Origin of the sequence: Chryseobacterium koreense CCUG 49689 (genome assembly GCF_001045435.1) — a bacterium.
Classification (GTDB): domain Bacteria; phylum Bacteroidota; class Bacteroidia; order Flavobacteriales; family Weeksellaceae; genus Kaistella; species Kaistella koreensis.
Window position 1 is genome coordinate 126790 of the sequence record NZ_LFNG01000010.1, and the last position, 15889, is coordinate 142678.

Sequence of the window (15889 nt, forward strand, 5' to 3'; positions counted from 1 at the left end):
TTGCTAATATCCGTAGTCCTTGCAAAACCCAATTTGCAAACCAAAAAGGAAGGTCCGGATCTGAGCGAAGATTTTTTTTCAAAGTTCTGAAATGTTTGCAAGATTTCGGGTACGGGAAATTTTTAAGGCTAAACGCCGTATATTTTTAATGTTTTAATTGATAATTCTAATTTTGTTGGCGATAATTCCTTTGCGTGGGAAAAATCCCTTCCTTGTTGGAAGCGGGTGCCAAAATCGTTACCTTTAAAAATTGAACCTTAAAATTTGAACCCATGAAATTCGGACAAGTTGAAGACCCATCGAAAATAGATTTCACAATTCCAAAGGATCATCCCAAAACTGCGGAAGTGCTGAAGAAAAACAAGAAGGGGCTGGAAAATATATCCATAGGCTGTGCCAAATGGAACAAGACCGATCTGAAAGGTTTCTATCCGAAAGGAACAAAAGACGAGCTGACTTATTATGCCACCCAATTTAACTCAATTGAGCTGAATGCGACTTTCTATGGAATGCCGACACCGGAGCAGGTTCGGATTTGGAAAGAAAAGACGCCGGCGAATTTTAAGTTCTTCCCGAAAATCACCAATACGGTTTCCCATTTCCGAAGGTTGCTGAATATTACAGATGCGGTGACCCAGTTCGCGACGGCAGTGCTGGAGTTTGACGAAAAATTAGGAATGGTTTTCCTGCAGCTTCACGATAATTTCAAGCCGAAAGATTTCGAGAGGCTGGAGAAATTTGTGAAAGACTGGGTGAAGGAGATTCCACTCGCAATTGAGCTCCGAAATGCGGAATGGTTTTCCGATGAGGAAATCTTTAACAAAACCTGTACGCTTTTTGAGGAAAACAAGATCACTAATATTATTGTGGACACCGCCGGAAGAAGAGATATGCTGCACATGAGGCTTACCACGGCTTCGGCCTTTATCCGCTATGTCGGCGCCAATGCCGAAAGCGACTATTCCCGGTTAGACGATTGGCTGGAACGATTGGCAAAGTGGAAAGAGGAAGGACTGCAGAACCTGTACTTTTTTGTCCACCAGAATATTGAAAAGGCATCCCCTTTATTATCATCTTATTTCATTGAGAAATTTAACAAAGAATTTGAGGTCGAAATCCATATTCCGGAAATGCCTTGAATCAAAAATATGTTTTAAGATTTTTTCAATCAGGTGAATTGACTGCATCGATAAATTTGATAGATAAATTAAAAGACAATATTATCCTTTATTATTTTCAACTTTGATAAATTAGCTAAAGCAAAAAAAGATGTTTTCAAAATCCTGCGAATACGGAATTAGGGCGGCAATATATGTCGCTAAACAGTCGATGAAAGACCGGAAAGTAGGCATAAAAGAAATCGCAAAATCGATTTCATCGCCAGAAGCATTTACCGCAAAGATTTTGCAGAAGCTGACCAAGACCAACGTGATTCGGTCTGCAAAAGGTCCCAATGGAGGCTTCTTTGTAGTTCAAGATGATTTAGACAGAGTCAAGTTGTGGAATATCGTTTTTGCTTTGGACGGTAACAGTTTGCTGGAAGACTGCAGCCTTGGTTTGCACAAATGTAATGCAGAAAAACCATGTCCACTCCATTCAAAATTTGTAAAAATTCGTGAAAGAATCAAAGATGCTCTCGAGAAAGCTACCTTGCGATCTTTAGCTGAAGAAGTTTCCGGCGGTGCTGCTTTTCTGAAAAGATAAAAAATTTTACCATAATAAAGGACTTTTTTGTCCTCTAATTTTTTTGATATATGAATAACTCATTATTTGGTGAATCAGGGGTTCAACTCACCCTGCTTCTCATTCTGATTCCTATTCTTGCCGGTTTAGTAATCGCAGTTATTAGAACCTATGGAACTTATAAAGATTTGCAGATCAGGCGTGAGCTTCAGGATATTCACAATAAGATTAAGGATTTAACTCCTGAAGAAGTGGAGCAGTACAAACGCCGTGAGAAGGAATTGGAATACCGGATTCCAGAAAACGAACTTTCCGGAAGTCTGCCGGTTATGGATCAGAAAGGAATCATCACCAACATCAATACGGTAGAGGAAATAAGGGCAATCCCACATAAAAATTCGGAGGTTAAAGACGCTGTGGTCACTCCGCAATTGGGAAAACTTGTTCTTTATTTCTTGGGATTCGCTGTTTTGTGGTTAGTTATCGCAACTACCGTTGGTGAATATTTGGGAATCAAGTTTGTAGCTCCGGATGCGGATCATGTTAGTTGGCTAAGTTTTGGGCGTCTGCGGCCGGTTCATACCAATATGGTTTTTTGGGGATGGGCTTCATTCGCAATGGTGGGATTTGCCTATTATGTAATTCCACGGGTCAGCAATGCGGACTTATTCAGTATTAAATTAGGGTGGGCCACTTTTTACTTAATGAATGCTGCGGTTCTTTTAGGTACCATTTCATTGATGGCGGGAATTAATAATGCGGGTGGGGAATACAGAGAATATATTTGGCCGTTCATGACTTTGTTTGCATTAGGGATTGGCATTTTACTGTATAATTTATTAATGACCATCGCCAGAAGAACCACGCAAGAAATCTATGTTTCGAACTGGTATATTGTGGCCGCGGTGATGTATGTCATCGTGATTTTATTGGTGGGTTATTTGCCTTTTTGGCAGCATGGATTAGGGGAAACCATCGTCCAAGGTTACTATATGCACCAAGGAGTAGGAATGTGGTTCATGTTCCTTAATCTTGGATTGATGTATTACTTTCTGCCATTGCAGTTGAACAAGCCAATTTATTCATACAGTTTGGGTATTCTGGCATTTTGGACGCAGATTCTGTTTTATACCCTGATTGGAAGCCACCACTTCATTTTCAGCGCAATTCCATGGTGGATGCAGACGGTGGCGATTGTGGCGAGTGTGGGAATGGTGATTCCTGTTGTTGCGGGGACCACCAACTTTTTATTGACATTCAATGGTTCATGGTATAAGTTGAAAAACAGTTATACCCTGCCATTTTATCTGATCGGAATCCTGTTCTATTTTTCGGGTTCGCTGCAGGGAACAGTGGAGGCCTTTAGATTTACCAATTTGATTTGGCATTTCACGGACTTCACTGTGGCACATTCTCATATGACGATGTATGGAATCATCACATTTATGCTGTGGGCATTTACCTACACGCTTGTTCCAAGACTCACAGGAAAGGAACCGCCAAAATTCTGGGTTGGGATCCACTTTTGGCTGGCTTTGATCGGTGTGCTGATTTATATTACTTCTTTAATGATTGGCTCCACGGAAAAGGGACTGCTGTGGATGGCAAAAAAACCATTTATTGAAAGCGTGGTCATCATGGCTCCTTACTGGTTGTGGAGAGCCGTGGGAGGAACAATGATGTGGATTTCACACCTGATTTTTGCGTACAATTTTTATAAGATGGTAAGCAAAAAACCGGAAATTGTAATTCCAAGAACTCCCAAAGAGATTTTAAAGGCCAAAAAGCAACTTCAAAACACAGAATTTATTCCAACAAAATAAACTTGAGACATGAATATGTACAGTAATCATAAATTGTTATTTTGGTCAGCGCTACTTTTTTTCCTATTTCTGACGATCAATATTGCGATTTTGCCGGCATTTCAAAACCAGCAGATTTATAAACCTTTGCCAGATGCCAAACCATTGACGAAACAGGAAAAAGCCGGAAAAGCACTATATATCGCAAATGGCTGTATCGCTTGTCACACCCAGCAAGTGAGGGGAGTGGACATGGATACTCCTTTTGGAAGCAGACCAAATATTCCTTCAGATTATGCAGTGAATGACAGAACCGATTTTTGGAGAAATACCGCAAACCTATTGGGTTCCGAAAGAACGGGACCAGATTTAACCAACATCGGTGCAAGACAACCCAGCATGGATTGGCAATTGGTGCATCTTTATCAGCCGAGAGCCGCGGTGAAAGAATCCATTATGCCGGCTTTTCCATGGATGTTTAAAGAAAAAGACTTTGTTGAAAAAGGAGACGTAGAAGTAAAAGTACCCCCCGAATTCCTTAAAGATAAAAACAAAAAAATCATTGCCACTCAGGACGCACTCGATTTGGTCGCTTATCTTCAATCATTGAAGCAGGCAAAACTTCCGGAGGGTGTTGCACCTGTAGAATTCCTCTACAAACAAAAAGAGAAAAAAGCCGCGGCTGGTGGAGCGGCAAATTTGCCCGATGGTGGCGAATTATTCACCGCAAACTGTGCTACTTGCCACCAAGCGAGCGGCGAGGGACTTCCGGGAGCATTTCCTCCCTTGAAAGGCAGCCCAATTGTAAATGGTGACGACCTGGATGTCTATGTAAATATTATTATGACGGGTTACACCGGAAGACCAGGATACGGACCGATGCCCGCAGTGGGTAAAAACGCAAATTTCACCGCCGAAATGGTCACCGCTATTATGAACCACGAAAGATCTTCTTGGGGAAATACCGGAAAACCTGTCGATGTGGAAAAAGTAAAGGCAATAATGGATAAAATTAAATAGTAATGAAAAATTTAGTTAAAATATTGGGACTGGGCTTAATTTTGGTTGCAAATTTTGCACTCGCCTGTGATGCATGCAAGTTGCAGCAGCCGAAACTGACGCAGGGATTCACACACGGAACTGGACCCGACAGCAAATGGGATTGGGTAATTGTGGCAGTCATCGCTCTGATCACAATTTACACCCTGATCTATTCCATTAAATATATCGCGAAACCCGGCGAAAAAAACAAAAACCATATTAAACATTCTATTTTAAATTAATTTTAAAATATCAGGAGATGACCAAAGACCGCTCAACCATAAAGATTTTTATCGATGATGATCCGCATCCGATTGCTGATCTGGAAACTCCAATCGTTTTTGATTTCGATACCTCGAAACTGACCGATGGAGAACACACCATGAAGATTGTCAGCAGATCGATCTCCGGAAGAGAAGGAATCCGGCTCATTAATTTCCAGGTCAGAAACGGCCCTTCAATCAGCGTGGAAGGATTGAAGGAAAATGACGTGGTGGACGGAAGTTTTCCGCTGATGATCAATGCTCACGATAAAGCGAGTGTAAAAAGTTTCGTGGTGGAAGGAAGTGAGACGCCGCAAACCATCCCAGTCTGGATGTGGGTGCTGATCATACTAATTGCCGCGTGGAGCGCATATTACGGAATAACCTACTTTAATGGACACCCATACTAAGTTTTCATATAAATTGAGGAAGCGGTTTCAAAATTATTTTGAAGCCGCTTTTTATTTGGAAATAATTCGTCTGCAGAAAATCTGATTATGCCAAAAACTCAATCTGCTTGTCCTTGAAATTATTTTTCTCAACCAGTTTGTTCATGGTTTTCAGCATCTTTTTTCTTAAACTTGCTAATTGCCTGATGTTTTTGTCTTCGCTATAATCAAAAATATTATCGTCAAAGGTAAAAGTGTCTCCTTCTTTGAATTCGATGTCGTGTTTCTTCATTTCCTTCAGAAGCATCAGATTGGTCATGGTTTCCACCAATCCATATTCTGAATCCGCCAGTTTTTTCAATGATTTCAGAACCTGTTTCTTGTATTTTTTCTTCGCGCCCATATCTTAAAGTTTTGTTTTTAAATGGTAAATTTCCTTTTTGCAATTCGTAATTCGTAATTCAAAAGGGTTTCAAAGTTAACCAATTTTCTCAAAACTTCTCTGAAACCACTGGTCTAAAATTGCTATATTTGTTCACCATGGAAAAAGCGGAACTTTTATCCTTAATCGCCTCAGCTAAAAACAAAGACCAAAAAGCACAAACCAGGCTCATCAACGCACATTGGGTGGATGTTTTCAGTTTTGTGTTGAAGAAGGTTCAGGATGAAAATGCGGCTGATGAAATTACCGTATCGGTGTTTTCAAAAGTCTTGGCGAAATTGGATTTGTTTGATCCCAATTTCCAGTTTAAAACCTGGATATTGACCATCGCCCAGAATTCCGTGATCGATTATTGGCGTAGGAAGGCCCGTGAAAATGAAGATTCCACAGATAATTTCGATGACTTTAAAAATCACTTTGCTCGTTCGCCAGAGGAACTTTTGATTTCCGAGGAAGAGCAGAAACAGATCATCTCGGTCATAGAATCCCTGGATTCGAATTACCAGGACATTATCCGGCTCAGGTTTTTTGAGGAAAAAAGCATCAAGGAAATTGCCGAAGAACTCAATCTGACCGTTGCCAATACCAAAGTTCGGATTATGCGTGCCAAAAAAGTGTTGGCAGAATTATTAAAAAACAATGAATTTGAAGATTGACGAAAACAATTTCTAAATCCTTAATTTTGACCTTTATTTCTACTAATGAGCGAAGTTTTTTCAAATACAACCATTCAAAAGCCAAAGTGGATCCGCGTAAAACTCCCAACCGGGAAAAATTACCGCGAACTCCGAACTTTGGTGGATAAATATAAACTCAACACCATTTGCCAAAGCGGCAGTTGTCCGAACATGGGCGAATGTTGGGGAAACGGAACCGCGACTTTCATGATTCTGGGAAACATCTGTACTAGAAGTTGTGGATTCTGCGGAGTGAAAACCGGAAAACCTTTAGACGTGAACTGGGACGAACCCGAAAAAGTAGCCCGTTCCATCAAATTGATGAAAATCAAACACGCCGTCCTCACTTCCGTGGATCGTGACGATTTGAAAGATATGGGTTCCATTCTTTGGGCAGAAACCGTGAGCGCGGTTCGCAGAATTTCTCCGGGAACTACCATGGAAACCTTGATTCCGGATTTTCAGGGAATCCACAAACATCTCGACAGAATGATCGAGGTAGCTCCGGAAGTAATTTCTCACAATATGGAAACCGTGAAAAGACTCACCCGCGAAGTTAGAATTCAGGCGAAATACGAAAGAAGTTTAGACGTCTTAAAATACCTGAAAGATGCCGGTCAACGAAGAACCAAAACCGGATTGATGCTCGGTTTGGGCGAAAAAAAAGAAGAGGTTTTCCAAACGATCGAGGATATCAGAAATGCGAATGTGGACGTAATTACCATAGGACAGTATTTGCAACCCACAAAAAACCACCTCGCCGTGAAAAAATTCATCACTCCGGAAGAATTTGAAGAATATGGCGATTTCGCCAGAAATCTCGGTTTCCGACATGTGGAAAGTTCGCCTTTGGTCAGGAGTTCTTATCATGCGGAAAAACATATTTTGTAAGGGCTTGCCGAGTTTTGTATTCATACACAAATGCTGGACGAAACACCTTTTCGAAAATCGAAAAATAATCAATTTCATTTGAAACAGATAAGATTCACAGATATTTAACTTAAAAAAAATAGTAACATGAAACTTTATCCAATTTTTTCGATGCTTTGTGCAGTCATTTTATTTTTTTCTTGCGCCGACAACAAGAAAACCTCTGAAAAGAATACGGAAATCGCCCCTTCCAAAAACATCAAAACCGAAGACGTGGTTTACAACATCCGCGGTGTAAACTACAAATCCTTCGCGGCGTTCCCCGCAGATTCTGACCAGCCAAAACCCGTGGTGATGGTCATTCCCGAATGGTGGGGTTTGACAGATTATGCCAAAAACCGAGCGAAACAACTCGCCGAATTGGGATATTTTGCTATGGCTGTCGATTTTTATGGTGAAGGAAAAGTGGTGGACAATCCCGAAGAAGCTGGAAAATTGGCGCAACCTTTCTACCAGATTCCAATCAATGCTAAAATGATTTTCGATGCCGCAAAAGCACATGTCGTCACTTTTCCCAACGCAGATAATTCCAAAATTGCCGTGATCGGATATTGTTTCGGCGGTGCGCAAGCCTTGAACATGGCGCGTCAAGAAAGCGATTTGAAGGGAGTCGTCTCATTCCACGGAAACCTGGAAACCGGAGTCCGCGCAAAAAACAACAAGGTCAGAATCCTGGTCTGCAACGGTGCTGATGACAGTTTTGTATCTCCGGCAGAGATTGCTTCGTTCAAAAAAGAAATGGATTCCGCCAAAATCAACTACCAATTTATCAATTACCCAAATTCGCTTCATTCCTTTACCAATCCTGCTTCCACCGAAATGGGCAAGAAATTCAATTTGAAAATCGCCTACAACAAAGAAGCCGATGAAAAATCCTGGAACGATATGAAAACATTCCTCGCAGATATTTTCAAGTGATTTTTTCTAGGAGCAACCAAGCTGTCGATTCTTCCGAAAACCCGTCCCGCTCTCCGTTGCAATCTTTTTTGGTGCATGAAGAGGACTGAAATCTTCGAAGTTCCGAAAATCACCAAAAAAGGATTTCCACTGCGATCGGGGCTATTGTCGAAGTTCGTTTTTTCTTTTCAAAATTTTTAACATGAGATATCGTAAAAAATACACTCATCCGATGTTAAGGAAAATTTCCCTAACTTTGTCTGGTGAAAGATTGGAAAACATATCCATACCAATTTGAAGGGTTCGAAAAACAGTTGCAAAGAATCGAAGAGAAGAAATCGCAACTCGACAAATTGCGCCCAATTCCTGCGATTGCCATTAAGAATATCAAAAAAAGTCTCACGCTGGAATGGACCTATAATTCCAACTCCATTGAAGGAAACACGCTTACTTTGCAGGAAACCAAAATGGTCGTCGAGGAAGGTTTCACCGTGAAAGGAAAATCCCTCCGCGAACATTTCGAAGCGTTGAATCATGCCGATGCAATTGAGTTTGTGGAAGATTTAGCTTCGAAAGAAAATCCATTGAGTTTCTCCAATATTTTAGAAGTTCATTCCTTGGTTTTGCAAAGAATTGAAAAGGAATTTGCCGGAAGATTTCGGAACAGCGGCGTCCGAATTTCGGGTGCGAATTTCGTTCCTCCAAACGCGCTGAAAGTTCCAGATCTCATCGAGGACTTGATTGATTGGACCAACTCCAATTCATTACACACCGTCATCAAATCTGCGATTTTTCATCATCGGTTTGTCTGGGTTCATCCGTTTTTTGACGGGAATGGAAGAACAGTTCGCCTGCTTTTCAACCTGCTGTTGATGAAGGATGGTTTTCCGCCGGCTATTATTTTGAAAAACGACCGTAAAAAGTATTACGATGCCTTGAACAAAGCCAATCAACACGATTATTCGAAACTTTTGCTGCTGATTTTTCAAGCTGTGGAAAGAAGTTTAGACATCTATCTGAGCAGCCTGAATAATTCCTATGATGATTATCTTCCCATTTCTACCATTGTTCAGGAAGAAAGAGTTCCTTATGGAGCGGAATATTTGAGTCTCCTCGCACGGACTGGAAAAATCGATGCCTTCAAGGAGGGAAGAAACTGGTTAACCACTGAAGAATCCATCAGAAACTATATCGCAAATCGAGATCGGAAAAGGATTTTGAATAATAAAAACTAAGCTTTGAGGGCAAAATTATTTTAAGCCACCAATTCACTAATGGTTTTGATTATGTTAAAAATATTTGTGCATTCGTGGTATTTTTGCCGAAATTTGTAAAAAATACTTTAATGAACGCGGCAATCCTCATCATCGGCGATGAAATCCTTTCCGGAAACACACTCGATACCAATTCAAACTTTATCGCAACAGAACTGAGAAATATTGGAATATCGGTTTCAAGGATTTTCACCGTTCCCGACGAAATCGACGCCATCAAAAACGGGTTGAAAGCTGCCACCGAAATTGCGAAAATCGTAATTGCAACCGGAGGAATCGGACCTACAAAAGACGACAAGACCCGAACTGCTTTTGCGGAATTTTTCAATGACCAACTGGTTTTGGATGATGAAACTTTTGAACATTTAAAACAGCTTTTCATCAAAAGAAAACGGGAGCATCTCTTGGAAATCAATAGAAATCAGGCGGTAGTTTTATCAAAATCCAGGATTTTCCAAAACGAAAACGGAACCGCGCCGTGCCAAATGATCGAGGAAAACGGGAAACTGGTCTTTTCGCTTCCGGGCGTCCCTTTTGAGGTGAAACCTTTCATCCGGAATCAAATTATTCCATTTCTGAGAGAGCGCTTCTCCTTAAAACATATTTTGACCCAAATTATTTCGGTGGTCGATTTCCCTGAAAGTCTGCTTTCTCAAACGATCGAGGATTGGGAATTGGCACTTCCGGAAAATATTTCACTGTCTTATTTGCCGGTAGGGAACCGAATCAAACTTCGTTTAACTGCCGTTGGAAATGACCTCGATCAACTTAAAAATCAATTAAGTGCCGAAGTTGAAAAATTAAAGCCTTATATCTCGGAAAATGTAATTTCATGGAACGGAAATGAAATCCAGGAGATTTTGAAAGAAATCCTCATCGAAAAAAAACTCACGCTTGCCACCGCGGAAAGTTGTACCGGTGGTGAATTGGCGCGCCTGATTACCTCTGTTTCGGGGAGTTCCAAGTATTTTTTGGGCGGAGTGATTCCTTACGATTATCACAAAAAAATGGAGATTCTAGGTGTTTCTGAAAAAACGATTTTAGAAAAAACCGTGGTTTCCGAAGAGGTCGCACAGGAAATGAGTCAGGGTTGTCAAAAATTATTTAAAACCGATATTTCGATTTCTACCACAGGGGTTTCCGGACCGAATTCCGATGAGTTCAACAGCGAAATTGGGACCGTATTCTATTCCATCCGCATCAATGATTTTGAGAAAACGAACCGGCTCTTTCTTCCGCATTTGGACCGAAATGATTTTGCACACTTCGTTTCGCAGAGGGTTTTGCAAGATCTGGTTTCTTATTTGGTTAAGGATTAAAACCTTGTTGCTTTCAAAATTCAAAGAAAACATAAAGAAATTGAAAGCGTATGCAACTTCAGTTTATTTTGCGCTTTTTGACCGCATAACGCCTATTGCTGCTTAAATTTTGGCTGCGATTCTGATTTGATTTTTGCGTTGCCGATGATCTTATTCTACGGATTTTTAGTGTTTTTCCTTTACAATCTTTTTTCTTAAGGAATGATTTTTAAGTTTTTTTATTGCAATTCCGTAACAAATCTGTTGATCAATTGACATATCCTTTAAATATCCATAACAATATCTTTATGAAAAAGCTCAATATCGCAGTTCTTGCATTCGCGGGAATTGTAGCGCTCAGTTCATGCGCATCCAAAGTAGCGACTGTATCTGTATCTACACCTGCACCTCCTGCAACACCTATTACACCTAAAGTAGAAATTCCTGAAAACGGACTCGATTTGTCGGCAATGGACAAGTCGGTTCGTCCGCAAGACGATTTTTATAATTACGTGAACGGAAGCTGGATGAAGACTGCGAAAATTCCGGCCGATAAATCCACGTGGGGAAGTTTCAATAAGTTGGCGGAAGATACAGACAACAACTCGATGACGATTTTGAACTCGCTACTAAGCGACAAGTTCGCAGATGGAAGTGAAGGAAAGAAAATCCAGGATTTATACGCCACTTATATGGATATGAACAAGCGAAATGCTGATGGAATTTCTCCAATTAAAGCGGATCTCGCAAAAATAGATGCCATCAAATCCGTTGCGGATTTCCAGAAATATTTGGTGGAAGCAACCAAAAACGGAGAGAACCCTTTTTATGCTTGGGGCGTCTTTTCTGACTTGAAAGATTCCAAAATGAATGCGGTTTACATGGGTGAGGCAGAGTTGGGATTAGGAAGGGATTATTACCAAAAAGTAAACCCGAAAAACACAGAAACCCTTGCTGAATATACAAAATATGTTGCTTCAATGCTCGACTATTTGGGATATAAAAATTCTTCGGAGGTGGCAAAAAATATCGTGAACTTTGAAAAAAGTATTGCGCAGACTTATTTGACCAACGAACAGATTCGCGATGCGACTTTGCAGTATAATCCAAGAACGATGACGGAACTGAAAGGTATGGTGAAAAACGTGGACCTGTCTAAATATTTGACCTCAGTAGGTGTGAATACTGATCAAGTGATTTTGGGGGAATTGAATTATTATAAAAATCTAGACAAGTTCATCAACGCGAAAAATATTCCTTTGATTAAGGATTATATGAAATTCCACCTGCTTTCAGGAAGCGCAAGTTATCTTTCAGCAGATTTGGATGCCAAGAAATTTGGTTTCTACGGAAAATTTTTGAGAGGTCAGGATCAGCAAAGAGCGCAGGAAAAGCGCGCATTTGAGCTGATTAACGGAACTTTGGGTGAGGCTTTCGGGAAACTTTATGTTGAGAAGTATTTCCCTGCCGAAGCAAAGGCACAAATGGTGGAACTGATCGGCTATTTGAAGAAAAGCTTTGTGAGCCACATCAATAATTTGAGTTGGATGTCTCCGGTAACCAAGGAAAAGGCATTGAACAAACTTAATAAATTTACCGTGAAAGTTGCCTATCCGGACAAATGGAAAGATTATTCTAAACTGCAAATCCTGTCTGAAGCAAATGGGGGAACTTTGTACAAAAACCTTCAGAGTGTCACTTCATGGCAATATCAAAAAGATCTGGACAAAATCGGCAAACCGGTGGACAGAGCGGAATGGGGGATGACTCCACAAACCGTGAACGCCTATTATAATCCGGTGAACAACGAAATAGTTTTTCCGGCAGCGATTCTGCAGCCGCCGTTCTTTAATCCGAAAGCGGATGCTGCCATTAATTTTGGTGGAATTGGAGCGGTAATCGGTCACGAAATGACCCATGGTTTCGATGATTCCGGTGCTCAATTCGATGCAGACGGAAATCTTGTAGATTGGTGGACTCCGGAAGATAAAGCCAATTTCGAGAAAGCCACGAAATCTCTCGCGGCACAATACAGCACTTACGAACCTGTGAAAGGAACTTTCGTGAACGGTGAATTTACCAACGGTGAAAATATCGCCGATTTGGGTGGCGTGAATATTTCTTACGATGCACTCCAAATGTATTTAAAAGATAAAGGAAATCCAGGCTTGATCAGCGGTTACACGCAGGATCAAAGGTTTTTCCTGAGCTGGGCAACTGTTTGGAGAACTTTGCAAAAAGAAGCTGCACTGATCAATCAGATCAAGACGAACGAACATGCTCCAGGATTATACAGGGCTTTTGGACCGCTGGTGAACACAGATGCTTTTTACCAAGCATTTGATGTGAAAGAAGGGGATCAACTCTACAAAAAACCTGAAGCTCGGATTAAGATCTGGTAATATTCATCAATGAATTTTACGCGTTAACAAGGTTTAGGACCTTGTTAACGCTTTTTGATGCAGATATTTATTATTATCTTTGGTCAATCTTCAATAAAATTTAATTATTAGTAATGAAAAAAATTAGCATTGCAGTACTCGCATTATCGGGTATTGTATTTTTCAACTCGTGCAAAACAGCAAAAACTTCAGCAACAACAACAGAACAAACACCGGTGAAACCTGCAGTTGGTACAGATTATGGAATTAATCTTTCTTACATGGACACCTCAGTTCGTCCGCAGGATGATTTCTATAATTATGTGAATGGAAACTGGATGAAAACCACAGAAATTCCATCAGATAAAACAAGTTGGGGAAGTTTCAATGTCCTTCGTGAAGATGTTGACAATGCATCCCTAGAGATTTTAAATAAAATTTTGACCGATCAATTCGCTGCCAATTCCGAAGGACAAAAAATCCAGGCACTTTATGGAACCTTCATTGATTGGAACAAGAGAAATGCCGATGGAATCAGCCCGATCAAGCCGGAAATTGCCAAAATCGATAATTTGAAATCAGTTGCCGATTTACAAAAATATTTGATCGACGCTACCAAAACCGGAGACAATCCACTTTATCAATGGCGTGTTTCCGCAGATATGAAAAACTCTGTGATGAACGCCGTTTATTTGGGCGGTCCAAGTCTTGGTTTGGGAAAAGATTATTACCAAAAAGAGAATGAAGCCAACACGAAAACTCTTGCTGCCTATACCGATTATGTGGCGTCTTTGTTTGACGTTTTGGGAGATAAAGGTTCCAAGCAGACTGCAATGCGGGTGGTGGCGTTTGAAAAGCAATTGGCAAATGACCTTTTGACTTTGGAACAGGGAAGAGACGCAAACCTGCGCTACAATCCTAAAACCGTGAAAGATCTTTCAACTTTGGTTACCCACGTGGATTTGCCTAACTATTTGACTGCCGCGGGTGTAAATACAGACAAAGTCATTGTAACTGAACTGAAATATTACCAGAATATGGATAAATGGATGAATGAAAGAACGCTTCCATTAATTAAAGATTATATGAAATTCCAGTTGCTGAATGACAATGCAGGAAATCTGGATACCCATCTTGATAATTTGAGGTTTGATTTTTATTCCAAGTATCTTCAGGGGCAAAAAGAGCAGCGCTCCATGGACAAACGCGGACTTGCCGTGGTAAACGGTACTTTGGGAGAAGCATTCGGAAAGCTTTATGTGGACAAGTATTTCCCGGCTGAAGCGAAAACCAAAATGGAAGAATATATCAGTTATTTGAAAAAATCTTTCAAATTGCATATCGACAATTTGGACTGGATGTCGCCTGAAACAAAGGTGAAAGCACAGGAAAAGCTTTCAAAATTCACCGTGAAAATCGCTTATCCGGATAAATGGAGGGATTACAGCAAATTGCAGCTGCAATCACCTGCAGAAGGTGGAACTTACTATTCGAATCGTGAAAATATCTCGAAATGGGCATATCAAAGAAGTGTGAATAAAATCGGAAGACCGGTTGACAAAACCGAGTGGGGAATGTCGCCGCAAACCGTGAATGCTTATTACAGTTCATCCAATAACGAAATTGTTTTCCCAGCTGCGATTCTTCAGCCGCCTTTCTTTAATTTCAAAGCAGATCCGGCCGTGAATTTTGGGGGAATAGGTGCGGTAATCGGTCACGAGATTTCTCACGGTTTCGATGATTCCGGTTCCAGATTTGATGGTGACGGCAATCTGAACAACTGGTGGACAGATTCAGACCGAAAAAATTTCGATGCAAAAGTGGCGCAGCTTGCTGCACAGTATGATCAATATGAACCGGTTGCCGGAAGTTTCGTGAACGGAAAATTTACCAGTGGTGAAAACATCGGTGATTTGGGTGGTTCAGCAGTTGCTTACACCGCTTTGCAAATGTATTTGAAGGACCACGGAAATCCTGGATTAATCAGTGGTTTCACCCAGGATCAAAGATTCTTTATGAGTTGGGCAACGGTTTGGAGAACAAAATCTACCGACAAATTCTTAGTAAACCTGGTGAAAACCGATCCACATTCACCTGGATATTTCAGGAGTTTTGGACCATTGGTCAATATGGATTCTTTCTACAAAGCTTTCGATTTGAAACCGGGCGATAAACTTTATAAAGCACCGGAAGACAGGATTAAGATCTGGTAATTCTTCTTTATGAATAACGAACCCTTTTAGTTTTTTGCTAAAAGGGTTTTTTTCTGCAGATCGCTTATTTCAGCGCTCGCAGTGATTTATTTGTAACTTTAAGCTCCATTAAAAATTGAGATTATGGCCGTTCATCATGAAAAAAACATCATCATTCCAAACGCTGAAACAAAAAGTTTCCTCGCCGACGCTTTCTACCCAAATTCAGAAACAAAACTTCCGCTCGTAATTTTTGCACACGGTTACAAAGGTTACAAAGACTGGGGAGCGTGGAATCTGATGGCGGAAAAGTTTGCTGAAGCAGGATTCTTCTTCGTCAAATTCAATTTTTCACACAACGGAACTACTTTAGAAAATCCCACCAAGTTTGCAGATTTGGAATCATTCGGGAACAATAATTTCTCAAAAGAAATGTCGGATTACGATGCGGTTTTAAATCATTTTTATGAAAATCCGAAAATTGATCAATCGAAAATCGCAATCATCGGTCACAGTCTTCCCCGATAAAGGACAGGGTAAAAAACAAAATTATTGCCACCTACTTGGGGGTATCCCCTGGGTTTTACTCCAGAATAAAATCTGAAACCAAACGGAAATAG

Annotated in this window: 15 protein-coding genes; 14 read left to right on the forward strand and 1 reads right to left on the reverse strand. The window is 40.6% G+C overall.

The window, feature by feature from the left end:
* The first annotated feature begins 272 nt into the window (after window positions 1-272).
* From ACM44_RS08575 to ACM44_RS08600, 6 genes are all read left to right on the forward strand, one after another.
* Window positions 273-1139, forward strand: coding sequence for a DUF72 domain-containing protein (locus ACM44_RS08575; RefSeq protein WP_048499620.1), 867 nt, complete (start codon window positions 273-275; stop codon window positions 1137-1139).
* A gap of 130 nt (window positions 1140-1269) precedes the next feature.
* Complete coding sequence (locus ACM44_RS08580; protein WP_048499621.1) at window positions 1270-1704, forward strand: RrF2 family transcriptional regulator; 435 nt, start codon at window positions 1270-1272, stop codon at window positions 1702-1704.
* A 50-nt stretch (window positions 1705-1754) separates the two neighbouring features.
* Window positions 1755-3506 carry a cbb3-type cytochrome c oxidase subunit I gene (locus ACM44_RS08585; RefSeq protein ID WP_048499622.1) on the forward strand — a complete coding sequence of 584 codons (1752 nt, stop codon included), beginning with the start codon at window positions 1755-1757 and terminating at the stop codon, window positions 3504-3506.
* A 9-nt stretch (window positions 3507-3515) separates the two neighbouring features.
* On the forward strand, window positions 3516-4505 hold the full coding sequence (locus ACM44_RS08590) for a cbb3-type cytochrome c oxidase subunit II (RefSeq protein WP_048499623.1): 990 nt from the start codon (window positions 3516-3518) through the stop codon (window positions 4503-4505).
* A 2-nt stretch (window positions 4506-4507) separates the two neighbouring features.
* A complete protein-coding gene (locus ACM44_RS08595) occupies window positions 4508-4768 on the forward strand; it encodes a hypothetical protein (protein WP_048499624.1) in 261 nt (86 codons plus the stop codon).
* 17 nt (window positions 4769-4785) lie between these two features.
* Window positions 4786-5199: a hypothetical protein gene (locus ACM44_RS08600; RefSeq protein WP_048499625.1), complete on the forward strand. Its 414-nt coding sequence runs from the start codon at window positions 4786-4788 to the stop codon at window positions 5197-5199.
* Window positions 5200-5284: 85 nt separating this feature from the next.
* Here ACM44_RS08600 and ACM44_RS08605 read toward each other — a convergent pair whose 3' ends face one another.
* Complete coding sequence (locus ACM44_RS08605; protein ID WP_048499626.1) at window positions 5285-5581, reverse strand: hypothetical protein; 297 nt, start codon at window positions 5579-5581, stop codon at window positions 5285-5287.
* A gap of 137 nt (window positions 5582-5718) precedes the next feature.
* Here ACM44_RS08605 and ACM44_RS08610 point away from each other — a divergent pair, with 137 nt between their 5' ends.
* From ACM44_RS08610 to ACM44_RS15510, 8 genes are all read left to right on the forward strand, one after another.
* Window positions 5719-6276 (forward strand): RNA polymerase sigma factor, encoded by a 558-nt coding sequence (locus ACM44_RS08610; protein ID WP_048499627.1) that lies wholly within the window; start codon window positions 5719-5721, stop codon window positions 6274-6276.
* 45 nt (window positions 6277-6321) lie between these two features.
* Window positions 6322-7188: a lipoyl synthase gene (gene lipA / locus ACM44_RS08615; protein WP_048499628.1), complete on the forward strand. Its 867-nt coding sequence runs from the start codon at window positions 6322-6324 to the stop codon at window positions 7186-7188.
* Between the two features lie 126 nt (window positions 7189-7314).
* On the forward strand, window positions 7315-8145 hold the full coding sequence (locus ACM44_RS08620; protein WP_048499629.1) for a dienelactone hydrolase family protein: 831 nt from the start codon (window positions 7315-7317) through the stop codon (window positions 8143-8145).
* A gap of 242 nt (window positions 8146-8387) precedes the next feature.
* Window positions 8388-9359: a Fic family protein gene (locus tag ACM44_RS08625; protein WP_048499630.1), complete on the forward strand. Its 972-nt coding sequence runs from the start codon at window positions 8388-8390 to the stop codon at window positions 9357-9359.
* A 110-nt stretch (window positions 9360-9469) separates the two neighbouring features.
* On the forward strand, window positions 9470-10717 hold the full coding sequence (locus ACM44_RS08630) for a CinA family nicotinamide mononucleotide deamidase-related protein (RefSeq protein ID WP_048499631.1): 1248 nt from the start codon (window positions 9470-9472) through the stop codon (window positions 10715-10717).
* A 287-nt stretch (window positions 10718-11004) separates the two neighbouring features.
* The gene (locus ACM44_RS08635; RefSeq protein WP_048499642.1) at window positions 11005-13098 is read left to right on the forward strand and encodes a M13 family metallopeptidase; all 2094 of its coding nucleotides are present in this window, start codon (window positions 11005-11007) and stop codon (window positions 13096-13098) included.
* 113 nt (window positions 13099-13211) lie between these two features.
* Window positions 13212-15290 (forward strand): M13 family metallopeptidase, encoded by a 2079-nt coding sequence (locus ACM44_RS08640; protein WP_048499632.1) that lies wholly within the window; start codon window positions 13212-13214, stop codon window positions 15288-15290.
* Window positions 15291-15413: 123 nt separating this feature from the next.
* Entirely contained in the window at window positions 15414-15797 is a 384-nt protein-coding gene (locus ACM44_RS15510) for an alpha/beta hydrolase family protein (RefSeq protein WP_053215452.1), read from the forward strand.
* Window positions 15798-15889 lie beyond the last annotated feature (92 nt).

Excerpts from the sequence above, each read along its gene's own strand:
- ACM44_RS08575 (WP_048499620.1), top strand. The coding sequence starts at position 273 with ATGAAATTCGGACAAGTTGAAGACCCATCGAAAATAGATTTCACAATT.
- ACM44_RS08580 (WP_048499621.1), top strand. The coding sequence starts at position 1,270 with ATGTTTTCAAAATCCTGCGAATACGGAATTAGGGCGGCAATATATGTC.
- ACM44_RS08585 (WP_048499622.1), top strand. The coding sequence starts at position 1,755 with ATGAATAACTCATTATTTGGTGAATCAGGGGTTCAACTCACCCTGCTT.
- ACM44_RS08590 (WP_048499623.1), top strand. The coding sequence starts at position 3,516 with ATGAATATGTACAGTAATCATAAATTGTTATTTTGGTCAGCGCTACTT.
- ACM44_RS08595 (WP_048499624.1), top strand. The coding sequence starts at position 4,508 with ATGAAAAATTTAGTTAAAATATTGGGACTGGGCTTAATTTTGGTTGCA.
- ACM44_RS08600 (WP_048499625.1), top strand. The coding sequence starts at position 4,786 with ATGACCAAAGACCGCTCAACCATAAAGATTTTTATCGATGATGATCCG.
- ACM44_RS08605 (WP_048499626.1), bottom strand. The coding sequence starts at position 5,581 with ATGGGCGCGAAGAAAAAATACAAGAAACAGGTTCTGAAATCATTGAAA.
- ACM44_RS08610 (WP_048499627.1), top strand. The coding sequence starts at position 5,719 with ATGGAAAAAGCGGAACTTTTATCCTTAATCGCCTCAGCTAAAAACAAA.
- lipA (WP_048499628.1), top strand. The coding sequence starts at position 6,322 with ATGAGCGAAGTTTTTTCAAATACAACCATTCAAAAGCCAAAGTGGATC.
- ACM44_RS08620 (WP_048499629.1), top strand. The coding sequence starts at position 7,315 with ATGAAACTTTATCCAATTTTTTCGATGCTTTGTGCAGTCATTTTATTT.
- ACM44_RS08630 (WP_048499631.1), top strand. The coding sequence starts at position 9,470 with ATGAACGCGGCAATCCTCATCATCGGCGATGAAATCCTTTCCGGAAAC.
- ACM44_RS08635 (WP_048499642.1), top strand. The coding sequence starts at position 11,005 with ATGAAAAAGCTCAATATCGCAGTTCTTGCATTCGCGGGAATTGTAGCG.
- ACM44_RS08640 (WP_048499632.1), top strand. The coding sequence starts at position 13,212 with ATGAAAAAAATTAGCATTGCAGTACTCGCATTATCGGGTATTGTATTT.
- ACM44_RS15510 (WP_053215452.1), top strand. The coding sequence starts at position 15,414 with ATGGCCGTTCATCATGAAAAAAACATCATCATTCCAAACGCTGAAACA.